This window comes from Amycolatopsis sp. NPDC051716, from assembly GCF_040681595.1.
In the GTDB taxonomy this organism is placed as follows: domain Bacteria; phylum Actinomycetota; class Actinomycetes; order Mycobacteriales; family Pseudonocardiaceae; genus Amycolatopsis.
This window is the reverse complement of sequence record NZ_JBFAZA010000021.1, coordinates 73873-96123: the sequence shown is the minus strand read 5'-3', so window position 1 is coordinate 96123 and position 22251 is coordinate 73873. Positions and strand designations below refer to the sequence as shown.

Sequence of the window (22251 nt, the reverse complement as noted above, 5' to 3'; positions counted from 1 at the left end):
GACCCCCAGGCGGCAAGTAGCCGTTGTCGAGAAGTCATTCGGCCGTGACTGTGGTCGGGTCAGTACCGGCCGGCACAGTATCCGGCGGTATCGGCTTCTCCCCAGGGCCTGTGGCGAGATACCCTTTACCCAGCGCGCCCTGGGTACGCCCCGGGCGCGTTCGTCGTGAGCGGACAGCAGAAAGACTGGTGAGGGAAGTGCCGACCGGCAAGGTCAAGTGGTACGACGCGGAGAAGGGGTTCGGGTTCGTCACGCAGGACGGTGGCGCCGACGTCTACATTCGCAAGGCCGCGCTGCCGCAGGGCGTCGAGGGGCTGAAGGCCGGCCAGCGGCTGGAGTTCGGCGTCGCCGACGGCCGCCGCGGTCCGCAGGCGCTCTCCGTCCGGCTGCTCGACCCGCCGCCGTCCGTCGCCGAGGCGCGCCGTCGCCCGGCCGAGGAGCTGCACGGCCTGATCGAGGACATGATCAAGCTGCTCGAGCTGAAGGTGCAGCCGGACCTGCGGCGCAACCGCTACCCGGACCGCAAGCACACCAAGCAGATCGCCGAGATCATGCGCGCGGTCGCCCGCGACATCGATCCCTAAGCCTCCAGCCGCAGGCCCCACACGTCACTGGGCAGCAGGCCCGACTCGCCGGTGTCCGCGTTGAGCACGGCCGTGTACTTCTGCACGTCCACCGCCGAGATGCGGTCGGCGGGCGTCGGCGGCGTGACCGTGTAGGCGTAGCGGTCCAGTGACGTGAACGGGATCGGGGCGCTCTGCTTGAACTCGCCCTGCGGGGTCACGTACTCGTAGACGATCTGCCAGGGCGAGTCCGCGACTTCGCCGGGCACCGAGATCTGCACCGGCTTGCCCGGGCGGACCTTCAGCGTCTGCGTCGAGCCCTTCGCGTTGCAGGGCTGCGCGAGCTTCTGCGAGTAGTCGCACGTGAGCACGGGGGCGGAGTTGATGGTGTGGCCGTCGGCGTAGAAGGTGACCTCGGCCGGGCCGGGCGCCGAGCAGCCGGCCACCGCGAACCCACCGGCCGCAAGCAGGGCCACCACCCGGGAACGTCGCATGGCCGGAGCCTACCGGCGGGCTCGCGGGTCGCTGGGCAGGCCCTGGGCCGGGAAGCTGCCGGTCGGCTCGGGGCGCAGCGGCCGGTCGCCGCCGAGGCCGGGCACGAGCGAGCCGCCGCGGCGCACCAGGAACGTCTGCGCGCACCCGACGGCCAGCACGACCGTGATCACCAGGAAGCCGATCCAGTACGTCGGCGGCAGCAGCAGGCCGACCGCGCCGCCGAGGCACCAGGCCAGCTGCAGCACGGTCTCCGAGCGGCCGAACGCCGAAGCGCGCGACTCCTCGGGCAGGTCCTCCTGGATGACGGCGTCGAGGCTGATCTTGGCCAGCGCGCTGGCCGTCGCGCCGACCAGGCCGACGATCGCGGCCGTGGCGAGGCCGGGCAGGATCGTCGCGACCAGCGCGGCCAGTACGCAGCCCGCCACGCACCCGACGATCACCTGGTCCGGGCTGCCGAAGTGCAGGCGCGAGCCCAGCGCGTTGCCGAGGAAACCGCCGGCCCCCGCCGCGGCACCGATCACGCCGAGCAGCAGCAGCTGCATGAACGGCGTCTGGCCGCTGCCCTCGGTCTGCGCCTTGACCGCGAACGCGGCGAACATCATGAGGAAGCCGGTGAGCACGCGCACCGAGCCGTTGCCCCAGAGCGCGACGACGATGTGGCGCCCCATCGGCTGACGCCGTTTCTTCTCCTTCGGGTGAGCCGAAAGGGAAGTCGGCACCTCGCCCTCGGTCGCCTCCACCCAGGCCGGGATCCGCATCGACTGCACGGCCGCGGCGACGCAGATCAGCGCGGTGAACCACAGCGCACCCGCCGAGCCGGAGATCGCGTTGATGCCACTGGCCACCGCGCCGAACACGCCGGCGGCGACCAGGCCGAACGTGGTCAGGCGGGCGTTCGTCTTGGACAGCGTGATCTCCGACGGCAGCACCCGGGGGGTGACCGCGGCCTTGAGCACGGTGAACGACTTCGACAGCACCATCATCCCGAGCGCGGCCGGGTAGAGCAGCCAGTCGTCGAAGTGCAGCGCCATCACCACGGCCATCAGCCCCTGGCCGACCGAAGACGCGCACATCGCCAGCCGCCGGCCGCGCTGCACCTTGTCGAGCGCGGGCCCGATCACCGGCGCGACCAGCGCGAACGGCGCGATCGTGATGAGCAGGTAGAGCGCCACCTTGCCCTTGCTCTCCCCGCTGGTGGCGGCGAAGAAGAGGGTGTTGGCCAGCGCGATCGCCATCGCCGCGTCGCTGGCGTAGTTCAGCATCACGGCGTAGGTCAGCGAGGTGAGGCCGGACTTCTCGGCGCCGTCGGCCTTCGTCGCGCGCTGGAAGGCGTCGACGGCCTGGCCGGTCAGCTGGCGGCTGCGCATCGCCGCCACCCGCGTGACGGTGATCTTCTTCGGCAGCTTCGGCGTCCCGCCCGGCGTGCGCGGCTCTTCCCGGGGCGGCTGCGGTGGCTGGGGCGCCGGCTCCGGCGGCCGCGGTTCGCCCGCGTAGCCGCCGGTGTCGTAGTGCTCGTACTCGCCGCTGCCCGGGTAGCGTTCGCCCTGGTAGAAGCCACTGCCGGGCGGCTCGCGGCGCACCGGCTCGGTGCGGTGCGGGTCATAGGGCCGGGCCCCGCGCGGGGGCGGCGGCCGGTGGTTCGCCGGCGCGGCCGCGGTGGGGGCTTCGCCGGCGTTCGGCACGCGGCCGTCGGGAAAGCCCGCGCGCGGCGGGACGGGCCGCTGGACGCGGGTGGGTGGCGGCGGGCTGCCGTGCTCGGCGCGCGGCGCGGCGGCATCCCGCCAGGACCGCGCCTGCGCGGCGCCCGGTTCCGGCGTCCAGCGCCGCTTGGACTTCCGGCCGTGCGGCTGACCCGACGGGGTGCCGTCGGAGCCGGAGCGCGAGCCGAAGAGTGCCACGTGTCAATCCTGCCTTACCGGGGGCCGGTTCCGCCTGCTCATCCGTGCTTTCACGCCGGCGCCGGGACGAACCTCACCCGGAACGTGACCGGCCACTGCTTCCCGGTGAGCAGGAAATCGCCGGTGCCCGGGACGGCGGCGATACCGTTGAGCACGTCTTCGGCGCCCGTGGCGTTCACTTTCGCGCGCAGCTGACCTGCGTCGATCGTCCCGGTCACGCGTCCGGTGGCGGCCTCGACCCGCAGGATGGTGTCGGTGTGCCAAACGTTTGCGTAGACGTCGTCGCCGACGCATTCGAGCTCGTTGAGCTGGTCGCGGCCGACGTCGACGCCCCCGGTGACGGCGAAGGTCTTCGGGTCCCGGAAGGTCAGCCGCGCGGAGCCGTTGCTCATCACCAGCCGGCCGCCGGCCTGGTGGCACAGGCCCCAGCCTTCGCCCTGGAACGGCACGCGCCGCAGCTCGGCGAGGGTCGCCGAGTCGCGTTCGATGGCGAACCCGTCCTGCCAGGTGAGCTGCCACAGCGTCGGCCCGAGGACGGTGACGCCCTCGCCGAACAGCGGCGACGGCAGCGTGGCCGTGGTCCGGGGCTCGCCGCCCGCCGGCCCCGCGGTGAGCGTCGACCGCCCGGCGAGCCCGGTGCTTTCGTAGAGGGTGTCGCCGGCGAACTCGAGGCCTTCGGTGAAGGCGGCGGGGTCGTGCGGCAGCGTCTCGACCACCTGGATGGTGAGCCGTTCCGGCCCGGCTGGTTGTTCCGGGGCACCGGCACAGCCGCCGAGCGCGGCGGCCAACAGCAGCGAGGTGACGATCGGCGTGCGCACGTAGAACAGCCTGGCACGGGCGCCGCGGATGCGTGCGGCACAATTGGCCGCATGACTCTGCTGCTGACCCTGGACGACGGTTCCGTGCAGCGCAAACTCGCCGAAGCGGTGGAGTTCGCGCGAGCTGCGGTGCTGGAGGACGCACCCGAGGAGCAGCTCGGCGCCCATGTGGGGGTCAGCCGCGAGGACGCGGTCACGGCGAGTCACCTGTTCGAGGCCCAAGTCCCGGGCTACGGAGGCTGGCGCTGGTCGGTCACGGTCGCGGCAGCGGGCGACGACGAGCCGGTGACGGTCAGCGAGGTCGTGCTGGTGCCCGGGCCTTCGGCGCTGGTCGCCCCGGCGTGGGTGCCGTGGGAGCGCCGGGTGCGCGCGGGCGACCTCGGAGTGGGCGACATCTTCCCGGCGGCGGAGAACGACCCCCGCCTGGTGCCGGCGTACCTCCAGTCGGACGACCCGGCGGTGGAGGAGGTCGCCCACGAGGCGGGATTGGGCCGCGTGCACGCGCTGTCCCGGTTCGGCCGCACGGAGGCGGCGGCCCGGTGGCACGCGGGCGAGTTCGGACCGCGGTCGGACATGGCCCGCAGTGCGCCGGACGTGTGCGGGACGTGCGGGTTCTTCGTACCGCTGGCGGGCTCGCTGCGCGGAGTGTTCGGGGTGTGCGGCAACGACATCGCCCCGGCGGACGGCCACGTGGTGGACGTGGAGTACGGGTGCGGAGCGCACTCGGAGGTGGAGGTCGAGGTGACCTCATCGGTCCCGGTGGCCGAGCTGGTGTACGACGATTCTTTGCTGGACTTCACCCCGGCGCCGTCGCCGGCGGTAGTGGAGACGGCGGCGGCCGAGCCGGAGACGGGTATCGCGGAGTCGGATGTGTCGCCGGCGGAGGTGGAGCCGGAGACGGCCCAGGCGGAGTCTGCTGAGGCGGCTGCTGCGGTTGCCGAGCCGGTGGTGGCCGAGGCGCCCGTAGCCGAGCCTGCGGCTCCGGCCGAGCCGGTGGCGGCGGAGGTCGCTGAGCCGGGTGATGCGGCGGTAGCCGAGCCGGTCGCGGCGGAGGTCGCTGAGCCGGGTGATGCAGGGGTGGCCGAGCCGGTGGCGGCGGAGGTCGCTGAGCCGAGTGCTGCGGCGGTGGCCGAGCCGGTGGCGGCGGAGCCTGCGGCGGCGGAGGTCGCTGAGCCGAGTGATGCAGGGGTGGCCGAGCCGGTGGCGGCGGAGGTTGCTGAGCCGGGTGATGCGGCGGTGGCCGAGTCGGCGGTGGCCGAGCCGGTGGCGGCGGAGGTTGCTGAGCCGGGTGATGCGGCGGTAGCCGAGCCTGCGGCGGCAGAGGTTGCTGAGCCGGGTGATGCGGCGGTAGCCGAGCCTGCGGCGGCAGAGGTTGCCGAGCCGAGTGCTGCGGCGGAGGAATCGGTGGCGCCTGAGGTGGCCGAGCCGGAGGATGCGGCGGTGACCGAGCCGGTCGCGGAGGCGGCGGTGGCCGAGCCGGTCGCAGCTCCGGAGGCGCCGGCCGAACCGGTGGCGGAGCCTGCGGTGGCCGAGCCGGTGGTGGACGAGGTGCCTGAGCCCGCGGAAGCCGAGCCGACGCAAGCCGAGGTCACCGATGCGGCTGTGGTTCAGGCTGCTCCCGAGCCGCACGTGCCCGCGGCCGAGCCCGAGACGGGTGAAATTCCGGTGGCCGCCGAGTCGGATGCTGCGGAGGTGGATCCTGTTCCCGCCGAGTCTGCTGAAACCGAGCTGCCGGAAGCGGCCGAGGTGACCGAGGCTGCCGGGACCGAGCCGCAAGAAGCAGCGGCGCCGACCTCGGCTGACGCTGAGGCTGAGGCTGAGGCCGTCGTGGTGCCGGAACCCGCCGACGCGGAGCCGGCCCAGGCCGAGCCGGCTCAGGGCGGTGAACCTCAGGACAGCGAAGTTCCCCCCGCCGTTCTCACCGACAATGTCGTGAGCGAGGCCGATGAAGCGCAAGCCCAGGTCGACAACGCTCCCGAACGGTGATCGGCGACACCCCTGAGCCGGGCGATCCGTTCGGGACCGCGCGGCTCCGCGAGGCCACGCTGCGCTCCTGGCGGGACTCGCCCACCCGGCTCACCGAAGACACCAACGTCGAACGGGACCTCCGTGTCGGCGCCTACCGGGATCGGCTCTTCGTCGAGCTCGCGCAGAACGCCGCCGATGCCGCCATGGCCGGGGGGATGCCCGGGCGGGTTCGGGTGTCCCTTGTGGACTCCGAACTGCGGTTCGCCAACACCGGTGCTCCGCTCGACGCCCGGGGCGTTGCCTCGCTCGCCTCGCTGCGGGCCTCCGGCAAGACCGGGGAGACCGTCGGGCGCTTCGGGGTCGGGTTCGCCGCCGTGCGGACCGTCTCCGACGAACCGCGCGTCGTCTCCGCCACCGGTGGGGTCGCCTTCTCCGCCGATCGCACCCGGCAAGCCGCCGGGATCGAGGGGGACGTTCCCGTCCTGCGGCTCCCGTGGCCCGTTCCCGCCGACGTGCCGCCCGGCTTCGACACCGAAGTCCGGCTGCCGCTGCGGGACGGCGTCGACGGGCGGATCCTGCTCGACGACCTCGCCCGGGACGTCGCCGATCTGCTGCTGGCCCTGCCCTGGCTGGCGGAATTCGACGTCGACGGTCGCGTTTGGACGCGCGAAGCCGATGGTGACCACGTCGAAATCCGGGGCCCCGAACGGGAAACGCGCTGGCTGACTCATCGCGGCGATGTCGTGTGGGCCGTCCCGGTCGATGCCGGCGGGGCTCCCCGGCCGCTCGACGAGGACGTTCTGCACGCCCCGACGCCCACCGACGACGGACTGTCGCTGCCCGCGCGGCTGCTCGCTTCCGTTCCGGTCGAACCGTCGCGACGTCGCGCGCTGCCCGGACCCGAACTGGCGCAAGCGCTCGAGGCGGCGGCGAAGGAATACGTCGGGCTCGTCCGGCTGCTGCCGCCCGGGCAACGGTTCGCGCTCGTGCCGGTACCGGGATTTCCAAAGTCCACTGTGGACAACAAGCTGCGTGACGAGGTCTTGGCCGTCCTCGCGGTGGAACCGTGGCTGTCCAGTCAGGACGGCAAGGAAGTGGCCGGTCGGCAGGCCCGGGTGCTCGACGTCGACGTGCCCGGCCTGCCCGCGCTGCTCACCGAGCTCGTGCCCGGCCTGGTCGAAGGGCCCGCGCAAGTCCTCAAAGCCGTTTCGGGGCAAGTGATCGGCATCGAAGAGGTGCTGGACACGCTCACCGGTGTCACGCGCGATCCGAGCTGGTGGCGGGAACTCTACGCGGCGCTGGCGATCGCCGTCGAGTCGCACGCGCTCGCCGCCGAGCGGCTGGACGGCCTGCCCGTTCCGCTGTCGGACGGCCGGACGCTGCCGGGCGCCCGCGGCTGCCTGCTCGTCGAAGGCTCGGCCGAACTGCTCGACCTGCTGTCCGATGTAGACATCCCGGGCCTGCGGCTGGTGCACCCGGCCGCCTCGCACCCGCTCCTGGAACGCTTGGGTGCCAAGCACGCTGACGCCCGCGAACTGCTCAACGCCGATCCTCTGCGTGACGCCGTCGAGCGCAGTGTCGAGGACATCAAGTCCGGTTTGGACGGTACGACGCTCGCCGGTGCGGTGCTGCGGCTGATCGCCGACTGCGGGGACGACGCCCCGCGCTGGGTCGGTGCGCTCGCGTTGCCCGGCACCGATACCTGGCGACGGGCCGACGAACTCGTCCTGCCGACGTCGCCGCTGCTCGACATCTTCGACGAGGAGGTGTTCGAGGAAGACGGTGCGATGGACGTCCTCGACGAGGACTTCGCCGAGGACTGGCCGCAAAGCACCCTCGAAGCCGCCGGTGTGCTCGACTCCTTCGCGGTGGTGGTCGACGACGAGCCGCACGAGCCCGACCACGACCTGCCCGACGAGGAAGCCTGGTGGGACTCGCGGCCGGAGCCGCCGTCGACGCTCGTCGCGATCCGCGACCTGGACCTCGTCGCCGACGACGCCTGGCCCGCCGCCCTGCGCCTGCTCGCCGCGCGACCGGAAACCTGGCACGCCCTGCGCGCGCCGCACGGGCACGCCGCTTGGTGGATCGCGCAGTACGCCGTGCTCGAAGGGGCCGCGCCGAACGAATGGCGGCTGCCGGACGCCGATCTGGCGGGGCTCTTCGACGAGGTTCCCGATGTCGGCCTGAGTGAAGAACTTCTCCGGATTGCCGGTGTCCGGGTGGACCTGACATTGTCCAGTGTGGACGAAGCGAGAGACCTCCTTGACCGGCTCGCCGACCCGGAACGCGTGGTCTCGCCCGGGCTGACCACGCGCGCTTACGACGCTGTCATCGAGTCCGGCTCGGAGCCGGGCGTGCCGCGGGCCGTCCGGGCCGCGGACGGGTCCGTTGTGGACGACGCGCTGGTCCTGGACGTGCCGTGGGTCGCCGGAGCGCTCGAGCCCGGCCAGTACGTGGTCGCCCCCGAGGACCCGGAGCGGCTCGCGGACCTGCTCGACCTGCCGCTCGCGAGCACGGAGGAAGCCCGGGTCGTCAGCGAGGGCGAGTACGCGCCCTGGGCCGAGCTCCCCGCGCTGAAGCTCGTCGCGGACCAGCTCGGCATCCGGCTCCCGGACGGCGGCGTCCTGGTGCACGATCCGCTGTCCGTGCGCATCCAGGGTGCCGAACACGACGTCCAGTGGTGGTCCGACGACCGGCTGCACGCGGCCGACACTTCGGAGGGCCTGGCCCGCGCGTTCGCCTGGGCGGCCGGGCGCTGGCCCGACCGGCACCTGATCACGGCGCTGCTCGACGACCCCTCGCCGCGGACGCTGCTGGCGTAAGCGCCAGCGCCTCAGGGCCTCAGAGCCGCTGGGCCGACTTCGACCCGCGGCGGGCGGCGGCGCGCTGCCAGGCGATGATCGCCAGGCCGACGAAGCCGAGCGCGAAACCGGACAGCGCCGTCCGCACCCACAGACCCGAAGTCGTGAAGAAGAGCACCACCAGCGCGACAGCCCAGATCGAGGTGCCTACGATCACCACCGGTGTCAGGTCGGTGAGCCTCTTGGGCAGCTCCGGCGTGTGCCGCAACGAGCCCGTAACCTCCGGTGGATTGATCGGTTCACTCACGTGGTGAAGGGTACTCCGCAGCAGCGAGAGAATGGGCAGGCGAATGGCGGAGCAGGAGACGACCCGCACCGGGACGTCCACACTGGACCGGTTCTTCAAGATCACCGAGCGGGGGTCGACCGTGCCGCGCGAGTTGCGCGGCGGCCTGGTCACCTTCGTGACGATGGCCTACATCGTGGTGCTGAACCCGTTGATCATCGGCAGCTTCTCGGCCGGTGACGCGGGCGCGCACAAGGACGTCCTCGGCGGCATCCTCCCGGTGCCGCAGGTCGCCGCGGTGACCGCGCTGGTCGCCGGTGTGATGACGATCCTCATGGGCCTGGTCGCGAACTACCCGTTCGCCATCGCGACCGGCCTGGGCATCAACAGCCTGGTCGCGGTCACCATCGCCCCGCAGATGACCTGGCCCGAGGCGATGGGCCTGGTCGTCATCGAGGGCGTGATCATCGTCCTGCTGGTGCTCACCGGGTTCCGCACCGCGGTGTTCCGGGCGGTGCCGGCCGCGCTGAAGTCCGCGATCGCCGTCGGCATCGGCGTGTTCATCTGCCTGATCGGCCTGGTCGACGCCGGTTTCGTGCGCCGGCTGCCGGACGCCGCGCACACCACCGTCCCGGTCGGCCTGGGCATCAACGGCTCGATCGCCTCCTGGCCGACCGCGGTGTTCGTCGTCGGCCTGCTGGTCACCGGCGTCCTGGTCGTCCGGAAGGTCAAGGGCGCGATCCTGATCGGCGTGCTGACCTCGACCGTGCTGGCCATCGTCGTCGAGGCGATCGTCAAGGCCGGGCCGTCGCAGGGCACCAACCCGAAGGGCTGGAACCTCGGCTACCCGGCGCTGCCGGACCAGGTGCTCGGCCTGCCGAATCTCTCGCTCGTCGGCGACGTCTCGTTCGGCGCCTGGACGCGGCTGCCGATCATCACCGTCTGCCTGCTCGTGTTCACGCTGGTCCTGGCCGACTTCTTCGACGCCATGGGCACCATGACCGGCCTCGCGAAGGAGGCCGACCTGCTCCCGGCGGACGGCCAGCTCCCCAACGTCGGCAAGGCGTTGTTCGTCGAGGGCCTCGCGGGCGCGGCCGGCGGGTTCGGCTCGGCCAGCTCGAACACCGTGTTCGTCGAGTCGGCGGCCGGCATCGCCGAAGGCGCGCGGACGGGACTGGCGAACGTCGTCACCGGCGTGCTCTTCATCGCCGCGATGTTCCTGACCCCGCTCTACCAGGTGGTGCCGGTCGAGGCGGCCGCGCCGGCGCTGGTCGTGGTCGGCGCGATGCTGATGGCGCAGGTCCGCGACATCGACTTCACCGACTACTCGATCGCGCTGCCCGCGTTCCTGACCATCGTCGTGATGCCGTTCACCTACTCGATCGCGAACGGCATCGGCGCCGGGTTCGTCAGCTACGTCGTGATCCGCGCCGCGACCGGCAAGGCTCGCCAGGTGCACCCGCTGATGTGGGTGATCGCGCTGGCGTTCGTCGCCTACTTCGCGGTCGGGCCGCTGCAGGCGGCGTTCCGCTGATCAGCCCCTGATCTTCAGGGCTTCGTCGAGGACGCCCCGGTTGCGCTCGAATTCGGCGACCGGGGCCTCGAACCGCACCGTCACCAGGGCGTCACCGGCGCCGAGGCCGACCACGGTCACGCGCCGCGACACGCCACCGCGGTCGTAGGTGAAGTCCCATTCCGCGGCGTCCCGGTCGGCGATCGGGGTGTGCTCGGCAACCGTGCCCTGGGAGCCGGCCAGCGCGCGCAATCCGCTCACGGGATCCTCCTGCGTGATCGGCACCCGGTCGGTCTCGAGGAGGAGTTCGCCCTGCCGGAAGCTCGCGCGCTCTTTGTCGCGGCTCACGGCCCAAGACGACGGCACCGGGATCTCGATGGCCGAGCCCGGACCGGTCGCATCCGCGAGCCGATAGGTCTCCAACGTGCCTTTGGTGATTGCCGGCGCGGGCGGCGGCGGTGCGGCGGCGGGCGCTTCTTCGCCACCGCCCACGAACTGGACCACCACGATCGCCAGGACCGCCGCGCCGACCACGGCCGAGCCCACCAGCTTCTTGTTCATCCGACTCCCCAGGTTCTGCTCCTGGTGAAGACGCACGGACCTGTTCCAGGTTGCGGTTAGACGGAGATCACCCCTGCGGCCGAAGTTTCGTAAGGTATGCTAACTATATGTCCGGCGACACGCACGAACGCTCTTTGGCGAGCCGTCTGCGTCTCGCGGTGGTCCGGCTCAACCGCCGGCTGCGGGCACAGCGCGTCGGGGACGACCTCACGCTGACGCAGGTCGCCGCGCTGTCCACCCTGCACAAGTGCGGTGCGCTGACCCCGGGTCAGCTCGCCGCGAAGGAAGGCGTCCAGCCACCTTCGATGACGAGGGTGATCGCCGCGCTCGAGGAACTGCGGTTCGTCGAGCGGCGCCCCCACCCGACCGATGGCAGGCAAGCCATCGTCGAGCTGTCCGAGAGCGGGCTGGCCTACGTTCGGAAGGCCATTTCCGTGCGGGAGGCGTGGCTGGACCGGCAATTGGCGGAACTCGGCGACGAAGAGCTCGAAGTGCTCTCCAAGGCCGCCGAAATCATAGACAGGATGGCGGGGAACTAACCACGGTGACGGTCACGGGTAGCGAAACCAAGAGTTCGATCGAGACCACTGCTACCCGGGAATCGGCCGCACCGCCGTCCGCGTCACCACCGTCCGGACCCCAGCGCGGCAGCATGTTCGCCTCCCTGCGCGTCCGCAACTACCGGCTGTTCTTCACCGGCCAGGTCATCTCGAACATCGGCACCTGGATGCAGCGCATCGCCCAGGACTGGCTGGTGTTCACCCTCAGCGGCAACAACCCGATCGCCCTCGGTGTCGCGGTCGCGCTGCAGTTCACGCCGACGCTCTTCCTCTCGCTGTGGGCCGGCGTCCTCGCCGACCGCGTCGACAAGCGGCGGCTGCTCACCTGGATCCAGGTCGCGGCGTGTTCGCAGGCCGTCATCCTCGGCGTGCTCGACCTGAGCGGGATCGCCGCGCTGTGGCACGTCTACGTCCTGTGCTTCACCCTCGGCGTGACGGCGGCGCTGGAAGTGCCGACGCGGCAGTCGTTCGTCGCCGAGATGGTGGGCCGTGACCAGGTCACGAACGCCGTCGCGCTGAACTCGTCGATCTTCAACATGGCGCGGATCGTCGGCCCGGCGATCGCCGGGTTCGCGATCACCTGGATCGGCACCGGCTGGCTGTTCATCGCGAACGCGCTCAGCACGGTCGCGGTGATCACCGGGCTGATCCTGATGAACCCGGACAAGCTGTTCCGTGTCGCGGCCGTCCCGCGCGAGAAGGGCCAGCTGGCCGAGGGCCTGCGGTACGTCCGCCGCCGGTCGGACCTGATGACGGTGATGGTGCTGGTGCTGTTCGTCAGCACGTTCGGCATCACGTACTTCAGCTCGCTGCCGATCGTCGCGGCGAACGTCTTCCACACCGCGGCCGACGGCTACGGCCTCCTCTCGACGCTGGTCGCGGTCGGCACCTTCACCGGCGCGCTGATGTCCGCCCGCCGGGGCACCAAGGGGCGCCCGCGGGTGCGGCTGATGCTGGTGTCCGCGTTTTTCTTGGGCGTGTTCGAGCTGCTCACCGCGTTCATGCCGACGTACCTGACGTTCGGCCTCGGCCTGATCCCGCTCGGCTTCGCCACGATGACCTTCCTCAACACCGCGAACGCGCTGGTGCAGACGTCGGTCAGCCCGGAGATGCGGGGACGCGTGATGGGCTTGTACGTGCTGGTGCTGATCGGCGGCAACCCGATCGGCGGCCCGATGGTCGGGTGGATGGCCCAGGAGTTCGGCGGGCGGTCTCCGTTCTACATCGGCGGTGCGGTGTCGGCCGTGGCCGCGGTCGTGTGCGCGGTGGTGCTGATCCGGCGGGGCGGGATTTCCTGGCCGGTGAAGCGCGGCCTGGGGCTGCGGGTGCTCAAGCGGGCGAAGGTCTGACGGGACGTATCGGTTCGAATTCACGGCGTGACCGTATCGGCGACCACCGACAAAAACCGGGGGTCAGGCGCCTCGATGTCACCCGGAAGAGTGAGATCGGAGTCTCTGTTGCCGCACTCTTGCCCGCGGAGATGAGGTTAGGCTAACCTCATGCTTGTCCGCTTCGTGGTGGGAGCGGCAGTCAGTTCGGGAACGGACGGAGCCCCGGCCCTGGGAAAACCCCAGGCCGGGGCTTCGTTCACATCAGCGCAGTGTCCGGCTGGCGCACGCCGTCGGTCAAGGGACTCCCGCCCGGCGGGACCGGCAGGTGCGTCAAAGTCATCCCGAAGTACACGCGGTACGCCGCGCGGATCGCCTTCGAAGAGGGCAGGCGAAGCTCGTTCCGGACGCCGTCGACCGTCTCGATCAGCTTGTCGCCCGACAGGGTCACCCGGCCCTGCGACGTCGGTCGGGAGCACGTCAGCGAGCGGGTGAAGTGGGACTCGGGTGAGGTCGTCTGCCACCACGCCATCGGGATGAAGTCGGCCAGCGGGCGCGGGCGGCGCTCCAGGCGGTACTGCGGCTTGCCGTCCAGCAGGACGTCGAGGTCGCCGTGCGGTGCGTCCAGCACCAGGAAATCGCCCTCGGGGTCCGGTTGGCCGTCCACGGCGGACAGCCGAAGCGGGTGCCGCGCGAACCGGCCGAAACCGACGTCCACCAGCCAGTCTTCGGCCAGGGAAACGACGATCGCCGCGTGGTCCAGGGGCGGGCCGAGCGTGCCGTCGGCGTGGAAGACCTGCGCCGCGTGCAGTGAAGCGTCGTACCCCAGCGCGCGCAGCAGGGCGATGAACAGGCCGTTCAGCTCGTAGCAGAACCCGCCCCGGCGGCGGTGCACGATCTTGGCGAACAGGGCGTCCTCGTCCAGCTCGACGGGCTCCCCGAGGTGGCTGCTCAGGTTCTCGAACGGCACCGCGGACAGGTGGCGTTCCTGCAGGTGGCGCAGCGTCGCGAGGTCGGGCGCGGCCGGGCGCGCGACGCCGAGGCGGTCCAGGTACGCGTCGATGTCCATGGCGTCCACTGAAACACCTCGACCGCGCTCGAGGTCAAGGGATTTTCACCTGGCGACGAAAACGGGGCCCTCCCCGCAAGGGAGGGCCCCGCCGACGAGAAGAACTCAGCCGAGCAGCAGGCCGTTGCCGCCCGCGACGGCGTTGTCGAAGCGCTTGCTGATCTCGGCCCAGTTGAAGATGTTCCACAGGGCCTTGACGTAGTCCGGCTTCACGTTCTTGTAGTCCAGGTAGAACGCGTGCTCCCAGACGTCGACCAGCAGGATCGGCACGGTCGGCAGGATCAGGTTGTTGTGGTGGTCACGCAGCTGCTGGGTGATCAGCGTCTTGCCGATCGGGTCCCAGGAGAGCGCGCCCCAGCCGTTGCCCTGGATCGTGGTCGAGACGGCGGTGAACTGCGCCTTGAACTTGTCGAAGGAGCCGAACGCCTCGTCGATCGCCGCGGCCAGCTCGCCGGTCGGCTTGTCGCCGCCTTCGGGCGACAGGATCTTCCACCACACGACGTGGTTGGCGTGGCCGGCCAGGTTGAAGGCCAGCGTCGTCTCCAGACCGACGATGTTGCCGAAGTCCCCGGCGTCGCGGGCTTCCGCGATCTTGTCCAGGGTGTCGTTCGCGCCCTTGACGTAGGTCGCGTGGTGCTTGCTGTGGTGCAGCTCGTTGATCTCGCCGGAGATGTGGGGCGCCAGGGCGCTGTAGTCGTAGTCGAGATCGGGGAGCTCGTAGCGGGCCATTGGCCCTCCTTCTGTCTTCGACACAAGTTTCCGGTATCGAACCTAGTAGCACACGCCCCCTCGCGGCGAGCGGGGGCGCATGGCCATCACTGCGTGGGACGGCGGCTCTTCAAGTGGCGTACCCGAGGGTCCGACACCCGAAACCGAGCCTGCTACCTGCACCTAAGTGGAGGTCAACGAGCTGTGAGATCGATCATTCAGGCGCGGAACTCGTCGAGCCGCAGCGCCAGTTCGTCGAACACGGCGACGTTGCACTCGAACGCCACCAGCGTCTCCTCGATCACGCGGGCGCGCTCGTCGTCGTCCCAAGGCGCGTTGTCCAGCTTCGCCCGGTACTGGTCCCGGAAGCGGGGGGCGCTGCCGATGCCGTCGAAGTGGTAGAACAGCGCACCCGCTTCGGCGACGTCGTAGTTCTTCTCGAGCGTCCGCCGGATGACCTGGCCGCCGGCGATGTCGCCGAGGTAGCGCGTGTAGTGGTGGGCCACGTACCCGCCGGCCCACGTCGAAGCTTCGCGAATCCGGGCGACGTACTCGCGAGTGGAGGCGAGCGGCGAGATCGTCGCGCGCCAGTCCGGGCCGGCGAGGTGGGCGAGGTCGCGCTCGAGGAGCGGGAGACGCCGCAGCTCGTCGAAGACGAACTCGCCGCCGACGCCGTCGCCGGCCATCGCGTCGCTCGCCGCCTCGATCGCGCCGTAGATGAAGTAGTACTGGATCGCCAGCTGGGTGTAGCCGTCGCGAGTCAGCTCCCCGCCGAGCAGGGCCCGCATGTACGCCGAGTAGTTCGCCCGGTCGTGGACTTCGAGGGTCGACGCGCGCAAGGTCGCCGAGAACGGGCGGGCGTCCGTGGTCACCGACATGGGCAGGCCTCCCGGCGATCGATCTGACACGCTGTCAGAAAGATCGTAGGGCAAGAATCGGACTTAGGCCACCCTAAACCGTCGCGCCGACCGCGCGGAGGACGAACCGGACCGCCGCCTCGACGACGTCCGCCAGCTGGTCGGCCGGCCCGTCGACCAGGGTCCGGTTGCCCAGCGCCGCGGTGATCATCGGGATCAGGACGTCCGGGTCCTCGGCCGGCCAGCGGCCCAGGTCGACGCCGCCGGCGAGGATCGCGCGCAGGCGGTCGGTGATCGGGTCGGCGTGCGCGCTGATGCGGCGGTACGCCGCCGGGGCCAGTGCCGACGCCAGCGCCGTGCCCGGGGGCATGTGGTACTCGGCCAGCACGCGCAGCTGCAGCCGGACGAACGTGGCCAGCTGGTCCACCGGATCCGCCTGGGCCTCGACGGCTTCGGTCAGCCGCGTGACGTACTGGGCCGCTTCGTCCTCGACGAAGGCGACGAGCAGGCTCTCCTTGTCGGGGAAGTGGTTGTACAGCGCTGTCCGGCCCACCCCGGCCGCCGACGCGACGCCGGCGAGGGTGATCGCGTCGAAGCCGCGTTCGTAGAGCTGCGCGCGCAGGACGTCGAAGACCCGGGACCGCACCTCGCGCCGGTGCGCCTCCAGCGACTCACCGAGAATCTTCGGCATCCGCTCAGGCTAGCGTCAATCGGCCACCGGCCACGTGTGCACCGGTTCGCCCGCCTCGGACAGCTCCAGGTAGCGCCCCAGCATCAGGCTGAGCGCCGCCTCGCGGTCCAGGCCGCGTTCCTGGGCGCGCAGGACGTAGTCACGCTGCCAGGTCGCGCCGGTCCGCCGCGCCAGGCACCGGCGCTCGATGATCCCGAGGTAGCGCTCGCGGGCTTCGTCGGAGACGTCGGAGCGGCGCAGGCCCTCGTGGGCCAGCGGCAGCAGCACGCGCAGCGCCAGCTCGTCCGGCGGGATCCAGCCGATGCCCGGCCAGTACAGCTGCCCGTCGAAGCCGCGCCGCGCGCCCGCGTAGAAGTTTTCCTCGGCGGCCTGGAACGACATCTGGCTCCACACCGGGCGTTCCGCCTCGGCCAGCGCGCGCTGGGCGCCGTAGAAGAAGGCCGCGTTCGCCACCGTGTCGACCACCGTCGGGCCGGCCGGCAGCACCCGGTTCTCCACGCGCAGGTGCGGCAGGCCGTCGACGACGTCGTACACCGGGCGGTTCCAGCGCCAGATGGTGCCGTTGTGCATGCGCAGCTCGGTGAGCTTCGGCGCCTGGCCCGCGTCGAGCGCCTCGATCGGGTCTTCGGCGTCGGTTTCCGGGAGCAGGCCGGGGAAGTAGCGGACGTTCTCCTCGAACAGGTCGAAGATGGACGTGATCCAGCGCTCGCCGAACCACACCCGCGGCCGCACGCCCTGGTTCTTCAGCTCCTCCGGCCGGGTGTCGGTCGCCTGCAGGAACAGCGGGATCCGCGTCTCGTGCCACAGCGCCTTGCCCAGCAGGAACGGCGAATTCGACGCGAGCGCGATCTGCAGCCCGGCCAGGCACTGCGCCGCGTTCCAGTGCGCGGCGAACTCCTCGGGCGCGACCTGCAGGTGCAGCTGGACGCTGGTGCACGCGGCCTCCGGCAGGATCGACTCCGCGTAGCTGCGCAGGCGTTCGGGCTGCTGGCCCGGCAGCGGCACGCCTTCCATGGCGAGCACCGTGCGTTCGCCGCGGGCGGCGAAGATCTGGTCGTTCAGCGAGGAGTACCGGGTCTTGTTGGTGAGCCACTTCTGGTCGAAGTGCTCGTGCTTCAACGTCGGCAGGATGCCGATCATCGCCAGCGCCGAGCCGGTGTCCCGCGCCTTCGTCGCCGCGGTGTCGAGGTACGCGCGGAGGTCGTCTTCGAGCTGGAGCGCGGAATCGCCGGCCAGCGGCCGCGGCGGGACGTTCAGCTCGATGTTGTGCTGACCCAGCTCGGTGGTGAACGACGGGTCGTCGAGCGCCTCCAGCACCGCGGTGTTCGTCATCGACGGGCGCAGCTCGCGATCGACGAGGTTCAGCTCGACTTCGAGGCCGATGTTCTTGCGGGGGAACGAAAAACTGCCGTCGGTGAGCATGCGGGCCAGCGTGTCCAGGCAACGCTGGACCTTGCGGCGGTACCGTCCTCGGTCCAGCGTGTTGAACGGCTGAGCCTCGAGGTCCATCCCCATGACCATCCCTGCTTCGTGTCGGCGTGGACTAGGACGTGTTTCAGGCCCCGGCGGACAACCGTTACACAGGCGATGCAGCCGGGCTAGCGGCCAAACTGGTGCTCTCCGTCACTGACGGTTAACCGAAAGCAAAATGGCCCCGTTCGTACCACATCAGGGCGGACGTTCGGACCAGTGAGCCCACCGGCAAGCGGATGACAGACTGGGCGGATGGGCGTGATCCACATCGACCACTCCGGCGATCCCCGCGTCGACGATTTCCGCGACCTGTCCACTGCGGACCGTCGGCCCGACCGGCCCGGCGGGCGGGGGCTCGTCATCGCCGAAGGCGCCGTCGTGGTGTCCCGGCTGCTGGCGTCCCGCTACCCGGTGCGCGCGCTGCTGGGCGTGCGGCGGCGGTTCACCGAACTGGCCGGGGACCTGGCCGGGCGCGACGTGCCCCAGTACGTCGCCTCCGCGGAAACCATGGCCGAGGTGGTCGGTTTCCACCTCAACCGCGGGATCCTCGCCGTCGCCGACCGGCCCGCGCCGCTGATGGTGCCCGAAGTCACCGGCGGCACCGGCCCGATCGCCGTGCTGGAAGGGGTGGGGGACCACGAAAACCTCGGCGCGCTCTTCCGCAACGCGGCCGCGCTCGGCGTCGGCGGCGTACTGCTCGGGCCCGGCTGTTCCGACCCGCTGTACCGGCGCAGCGTGCGCGTGTCGATGGGGCACGTCCTGCGCGTGCCGTTCGGGCACCTCACGGACTGGCCGGGCGGGCTCGACGACCTCCGGGCACGCGGGTTCGCCGTCGCGGCGTTCACCCCGCGGCCGGGTTCGATTCCGCTGCGCGAACTGCGTGAGCACGCGCCCGGGCGAGTGGCGTTGCTCTTCGGCGCCGAAGGTCCCGGGCTGACCGAGACGGCGCTCGCGGCGGCTGATCATGCCGTCCGGATACCCATGCCGGCGGGAGTCGATTCACTGAACATCGCCACGGCCGCCGCCATTGCCTTCTACGAACTGGCCCGGGACGGCTAGAGTTTTGGTCTCCGAGGCGGAAAGGGGCACCATGGAGCTGCGGATCCGCGGCGAGCGCGCCGTGCTGGCCGGCCCGGGCGGGGAGCACGCGCGCGAGGTGGACCCGCACAAGCTCGCGATCGGTGCCGAACTGGCGCAGGCGCTGCACGAGTGGGCGCGCGTGGCGTCCGCGGTCACCGCCGACCCGGGGGCGGAGGCGGGCGCGGTGGTCTCGCAGCGCGGCCGCCAGCTGGCCGGCCGGCTGGCCTCGGTGATGGGCACGGCCGTGCGGTTCGTGGATCCGGTGACCGGGGCCGACACCGTCGTCGAGCCGCCCCCGCCGTCCACCGAACCCGGTCACCGGTTCGTCCGGGCGGTGCTCGGGCCGCCCGGCCCGCCCGGCGAGCCGACGCCGTGGCTGACCGGGCTGACCGTGTCGGCGTTCATCGCGGCCGTGGTCGTCGTCGCCATGCTGGCGCTGGCCTCGACGCTGGCCCGCGAAACCAGCGGCTGGCTCGCCTTGGCGGCGTCGGTGATCGTGACGGCCGGGATCACCCCGTCGCTGTGGCTGATCCGCCGCACCCCGATCCTGCGCTGGGCCGCCTACGGTGCGGCGGGCGGTGTCGTGATCGCGTGGATCGGCGTGCTGGTGATCGCCTTCTAGCGCAGCCTGGCGTAGGTCACGAGCGTGCCCTGGGCACTGGTCGCCGTCTGGCTGCGGAAGAAGTAGCCGTGGAACGCGGCGATCTGGCGGATCAGTTCGGGGGAGACGCCGAACTGGCTCGAGAAGAACGTCACGCTGGTGCTGCCGTCGAACTCACCCGCCAGCCAGCCGACGCGGACGGAGCGCGGGAACGCCCGGAGCACCCACAGCAGGGGCGGTACCCCCAGCACGGTCAGGGCGAAGCCGATCACGGCTATGCGGTCGTCGCCGGTCAGCGCCGCCGTCAAGAGGCCGCCGACGAAGCAGAGCGCGGCCCACCCCGCGGGGGCGAGGAAGCCGGTGAACGACATCCGGAATTTCGGCCTGGGGACCGGCGATCCGCGCCGCAGCAACACGATCCGATCGGTGCTGTCGGCGAATTCCGCGGCGGGCAGCAGCCCCTCGGCACCGGCGATTTCGGCGATCCGGGCCGGGGCCAGCCGCGCGTGCCGGACGCTCACCCACAGCTCGTCGCGGCCGTCGAGGTGGTTGCGCAGCCACTGTTCCCGGTCCGGCGATCCGGCCGGGACTTCGTAGGACGGCGTGACCCGCGGGGCCGGGGTGCCGAAAACCAGGCCGGGGCGGGTCTTCCGGAACAACAGGTCGAGGTGGTTGCGGGTCGACTCGCACGGGCCGGCGGAGAAGTAGCCGTAGAGCGAAGCGACTTCGCCGAGCAGTTCGGCGGACACCGACGGCGGCGGCAGCACGATCACCTGCGCACTGCCGTCGAACGGCTCGTCCAGCCACGGCATGCGTGGTGACCGGCCGGCGACCGCGCGGATCAGGAACTGCGCCGCCACCGCGGCGATCAGGTAGACCGGGATCAGCAGGATCGGCCACTTCTGCTCGGACGTGGCCGCGACCCAGGTGCCCGCCGTCACCACGGCGATGCCGAGGACCCCGGCGAGGTTTTGGACCGTGCTCAGGTCGAGCCGGCGTCCGGCCGTGCGCGGCCGCAGTTCTTCGTCGGGCAGGCCGATCCGACGCAGCAGCAGGAGCCGGTCGGTCGGGTCGGCGGCTTCGGCGACCACGGCCAGCCCGGCCGCCGCCGCGGCTTTGCCGATGTCGTCGCGGCCGAGCCGCAGCCGGCGCGAGCTCGCCCAGAACTGCTCCTGCGCGCCGAGCAGCTTCGCGAGCCGCCGCCGGTCGGCGTCCGTGCCCGGCCCGCGGTCGAACGGCGGCGGGAAGAGCCCGGGCGCGAACTCGAACCGCAGGGCCTCGGCGTGGCCGGGAGCGGTTCGCGGTAGCGGCGCGAGTGCGCGGCCTGCCGGATGGTCGTCGGATCGAGGCCCCACTGCGCGGGCGCCACTTCGACTGCCGGGGCGCCGCTGAACGCGCGGTAGCGCAGCTCGCCGAAGCGGACGAGCCAGGCCTGCTGGTCACGCTGCATGATCAGTCCCTCCCTCAGCGTGACATCGTAGCCTGACGGGATGGAGCAGCTGGACGCTTTGCGGAAGTTGTGCCTGGCCTTGCCGGAGACCACCGAGCGGATCAGTCACGGAGAGCCGACGTGGTTCGTGCGCGGCAAGAAGACGTTCGTGATGTTCGCCGACCACCACCACGACGACCTGCTCGCGTTCTGGTGCCCGGCGCCGCCCGGGGTGCAGGAGGAACTGGTGCGTACGGAGCCGGAGAGGTTCTTCCGGCCGCCGTACGTCGGGCACCGCGGGTGGCTGGGCGTGCGCTTGGACGTCGACGTCGACTGGCCGGAGATCGACCGGATCGTGCGCGAGGCCTACCGGCTCGTGGCGCCGAAGACGCTCGCCGCGCGGGTTTGAGGCTCAGCCGCGCTGCGAGCGGACCCCGAGCAGCACGTCCTCCCAGGACGGCACGATCGGGTGGTTCTTCTTCGCCTTGGGCCGCGGTTCCGGCACCGCCGCGTCCTCGTCCGGGTCCGCCGGGACACGCGGGATTTCGCGGGTGTCGTCGTCCGGGTCCGGCTCGGCCGACGGCAGCTCGGCGCGTTCCGGCGCCACCGAATCCAGCGTCGGCTGGAACTCCGTCTCGCGGGCCGGCGCCAAGGCGCGGACCGTGCGGGGGGCGCGGTAGGCGTTCGGGTCCAGGAGGACCTCGGCGTTCTCGTCCAGCGCCGTCACCGTGCCGCCGTGCGCGCCCGGCGAGAACGCCCAGTGCGCCCGGTTGTCCGACCGCCCGGCCTTCCAGCGCAGCACGACGACCCAGCGGCCGTCGTCGCCCTTCCAGGAATCCCAGGTGGCCTGCGAATAGTCGTGGCCGCGGACGCCGAAGCTGTGCGCGACGACCTCGCCGAGCGTCTGCACGTCGGGGCCGTCCTCGCGGACGGGGTGGGCGCTCTGCGCCAGCTCGGCGGTCCGGGACCGCTCGAGCAGGACCGGGTAGGCGTAGCGCTCGACGCGCTGCGCCGAGACACCGGCGCCCGCGGCGACCTGCTCGACGGACTCGCCGGCCCGGATGCGCTGCTGGATCTCGCGTGGCCGCATCTGGCTCTCCAACTCGATTTCGATCTGGCCGAGGCGGGTGATGTCACCCCGCGCCGCCGCGCGCAGTCGCTCATCAGCCGGGAGCAGGAAACGAGTACGGCTCGCCGGGTCTTCGAGCACGATGGACTTCCCGTCCTCGTGCAGTCCGACCACTCGCAGCGCCCGCATTGTTCTCGCCTCCCCGATCTTCTTCACCGTTGTGGGTGCCCACGTTAGAACGGCGCGTCGGCTTGACGTGCGAGGCGCGCCGAGTCCGCACCGAACTGCCCACTGTTCATTTTGCGTCCTTCGCATCCTTACTCAGGCAGGTCAGCGGCAAAGGGGTGACACGCCGGGCACGCAAAGTCACGATCGAGTGGATCAAGAAGGCGGCCGAGGCGAGTTGGGGTGGGGCGCCGGAACGTCGCGGTGGTTAGATTATTGTACCACCAAGAGCCCCACAAATCAAAAAAGGGCACACCG

Annotated in this window: 21 protein-coding genes; 9 read left to right on the top strand and 12 right to left on the bottom strand. The window is 71.3% G+C overall.

The window, feature by feature from the left end; genetic code table 11:
• Positions 1–197 precede the first annotated feature (197 nt).
• Positions 198–584 (top strand): cold-shock protein, encoded by a 387-nt coding sequence (locus AB0M30_RS27670; RefSeq protein WP_013230216.1) that lies wholly within the window; start codon positions 198–200, stop codon positions 582–584.
• Here the strand turns inward: AB0M30_RS27670 and AB0M30_RS27665 are convergent.
• The 3 genes from AB0M30_RS27665 to AB0M30_RS27655 are packed head-to-tail and all read right to left on the bottom strand — an operon-like array spanning position 581 to position 3774.
• Positions 581–1057 carry a DUF2771 family protein gene (locus AB0M30_RS27665; RefSeq protein WP_364589118.1) on the bottom strand — a complete coding sequence of 159 codons (477 nt, stop codon included), beginning with the start codon at positions 1055–1057 and terminating at the stop codon, positions 581–583. The two genes, AB0M30_RS27670 and AB0M30_RS27665, sit on opposite strands and share 4 nt — an antisense overlap.
• A gap of 9 nt (positions 1058–1066) precedes the next feature.
• Entirely contained in the window at positions 1067–2956 is a 1890-nt protein-coding gene (locus AB0M30_RS27660) for an MFS transporter (RefSeq protein WP_364589115.1), read from the bottom strand.
• Positions 2957–3006: 50 nt separating this feature from the next.
• Positions 3007–3774 carry a glutaminyl-peptide cyclotransferase gene (locus AB0M30_RS27655; protein WP_364589113.1) on the bottom strand — a complete coding sequence of 256 codons (768 nt, stop codon included), beginning with the start codon at positions 3772–3774 and terminating at the stop codon, positions 3007–3009.
• A 51-nt stretch (positions 3775–3825) separates the two neighbouring features.
• Between AB0M30_RS27655 and AB0M30_RS27650 the strand changes: the two genes are divergently transcribed.
• Both AB0M30_RS27650 and AB0M30_RS27645 read left to right on the top strand, forming a co-directional pair.
• Positions 3826–5760, top strand: coding sequence for a DUF3027 domain-containing protein (locus AB0M30_RS27650; protein WP_364589110.1), 1935 nt, complete (start codon positions 3826–3828; stop codon positions 5758–5760).
• Entirely contained in the window at positions 5757–8564 is a 2808-nt protein-coding gene (locus tag AB0M30_RS27645; protein WP_364589107.1) for a molecular chaperone Hsp90, read from the top strand. Before AB0M30_RS27650 ends, AB0M30_RS27645 begins: the two co-directional genes overlap by 4 nt.
• Positions 8565–8583: 19 nt before the next feature.
• On the opposite strand, the gene AB0M30_RS27640 is transcribed toward AB0M30_RS27645, so the two are convergent.
• Entirely contained in the window at positions 8584–8811 is a 228-nt protein-coding gene (locus tag AB0M30_RS27640) for a DUF2530 domain-containing protein (RefSeq protein ID WP_364589317.1), read from the bottom strand.
• 82 nt (positions 8812–8893) lie between these two features.
• Between AB0M30_RS27640 and AB0M30_RS27635 the strand changes: the two genes are divergently transcribed.
• On the top strand, positions 8894–10363 hold the full coding sequence (locus tag AB0M30_RS27635) for an NCS2 family permease (protein WP_364589314.1): 1470 nt from the start codon (positions 8894–8896) through the stop codon (positions 10361–10363).
• Here the strand turns inward: AB0M30_RS27635 and AB0M30_RS27630 are convergent, their stop codons facing one another.
• Positions 10364–10903: a hypothetical protein gene (locus tag AB0M30_RS27630; RefSeq protein ID WP_364589104.1), complete on the bottom strand. Its 540-nt coding sequence runs from the start codon at positions 10901–10903 to the stop codon at positions 10364–10366.
• Between the two features lie 107 nt (positions 10904–11010).
• On the opposite strand from AB0M30_RS27630, the gene AB0M30_RS27625 reads away from it, so the two are divergent.
• Both AB0M30_RS27625 and AB0M30_RS27620 read left to right on the top strand, forming a co-directional pair.
• Positions 11011–11442: a MarR family transcriptional regulator gene (locus AB0M30_RS27625; protein ID WP_364589101.1), complete on the top strand. Its 432-nt coding sequence runs from the start codon at positions 11011–11013 to the stop codon at positions 11440–11442.
• Positions 11443–11555: 113 nt separating this feature from the next.
• Positions 11556–12812, top strand: a complete 1257-nt coding sequence (locus AB0M30_RS27620; protein WP_364589098.1) for an MFS transporter — start codon at positions 11556–11558, stop codon at positions 12810–12812.
• A gap of 238 nt (positions 12813–13050) precedes the next feature.
• Here AB0M30_RS27620 and AB0M30_RS27615 read toward each other — a convergent pair whose 3' ends face one another.
• The 5 genes from AB0M30_RS27615 to AB0M30_RS27595 form a co-directional block, all read right to left on the bottom strand.
• Positions 13051–13860, bottom strand: a complete 810-nt coding sequence (locus AB0M30_RS27615; protein WP_364589311.1) for an arylamine N-acetyltransferase — start codon at positions 13858–13860, stop codon at positions 13051–13053.
• A 105-nt stretch (positions 13861–13965) separates the two neighbouring features.
• Positions 13966–14589, bottom strand: a complete 624-nt coding sequence (locus AB0M30_RS27610; RefSeq protein WP_103336673.1) for a superoxide dismutase — start codon at positions 14587–14589, stop codon at positions 13966–13968.
• 197 nt (positions 14590–14786) lie between these two features.
• Entirely contained in the window at positions 14787–15446 is a 660-nt protein-coding gene (locus tag AB0M30_RS27605) for a biliverdin-producing heme oxygenase (protein ID WP_364589095.1), read from the bottom strand.
• A gap of 73 nt (positions 15447–15519) precedes the next feature.
• Entirely contained in the window at positions 15520–16116 is a 597-nt protein-coding gene (locus AB0M30_RS27600; protein ID WP_103336675.1) for a TetR/AcrR family transcriptional regulator, read from the bottom strand.
• A gap of 15 nt (positions 16117–16131) precedes the next feature.
• Complete coding sequence (locus tag AB0M30_RS27595) at positions 16132–17631, bottom strand: glutamate-cysteine ligase family protein (RefSeq protein ID WP_199191134.1); 1500 nt, start codon at positions 17629–17631, stop codon at positions 16132–16134.
• A gap of 210 nt (positions 17632–17841) precedes the next feature.
• Between AB0M30_RS27595 and AB0M30_RS27590 the strand changes: the two genes are divergently transcribed.
• Entirely contained in the window at positions 17842–18648 is an 807-nt protein-coding gene (locus AB0M30_RS27590; protein ID WP_364589091.1) for an RNA methyltransferase, read from the top strand.
• A gap of 31 nt (positions 18649–18679) precedes the next feature.
• A complete protein-coding gene (locus AB0M30_RS27585) occupies positions 18680–19291 on the top strand; it encodes a DUF2537 domain-containing protein (RefSeq protein WP_360163814.1) in 612 nt (203 codons plus the stop codon).
• On the opposite strand, the gene AB0M30_RS27580 is transcribed toward AB0M30_RS27585, so the two are convergent.
• Positions 19288–20625 carry a hypothetical protein gene (locus AB0M30_RS27580; protein WP_364589088.1) on the bottom strand — a complete coding sequence of 446 codons (1338 nt, stop codon included), beginning with the start codon at positions 20623–20625 and terminating at the stop codon, positions 19288–19290. The genes AB0M30_RS27585 and AB0M30_RS27580 overlap by 4 nt on opposite strands.
• A 135-nt stretch (positions 20626–20760) precedes the next feature.
• Between AB0M30_RS27580 and AB0M30_RS27575 the strand changes: the two genes are divergently transcribed.
• Positions 20761–21108, top strand: a complete 348-nt coding sequence (locus AB0M30_RS27575; RefSeq protein WP_364589085.1) for an MmcQ/YjbR family DNA-binding protein — start codon at positions 20761–20763, stop codon at positions 21106–21108.
• A 3-nt stretch (positions 21109–21111) separates the two neighbouring features.
• On the opposite strand, the gene sepH is transcribed toward AB0M30_RS27575, so the two are convergent.
• Positions 21112–21957 carry a septation protein SepH gene (gene sepH, locus AB0M30_RS27570; RefSeq protein WP_103336681.1) on the bottom strand — a complete coding sequence of 282 codons (846 nt, stop codon included), beginning with the start codon at positions 21955–21957 and terminating at the stop codon, positions 21112–21114.
• Positions 21958–22251 lie beyond the last annotated feature (294 nt).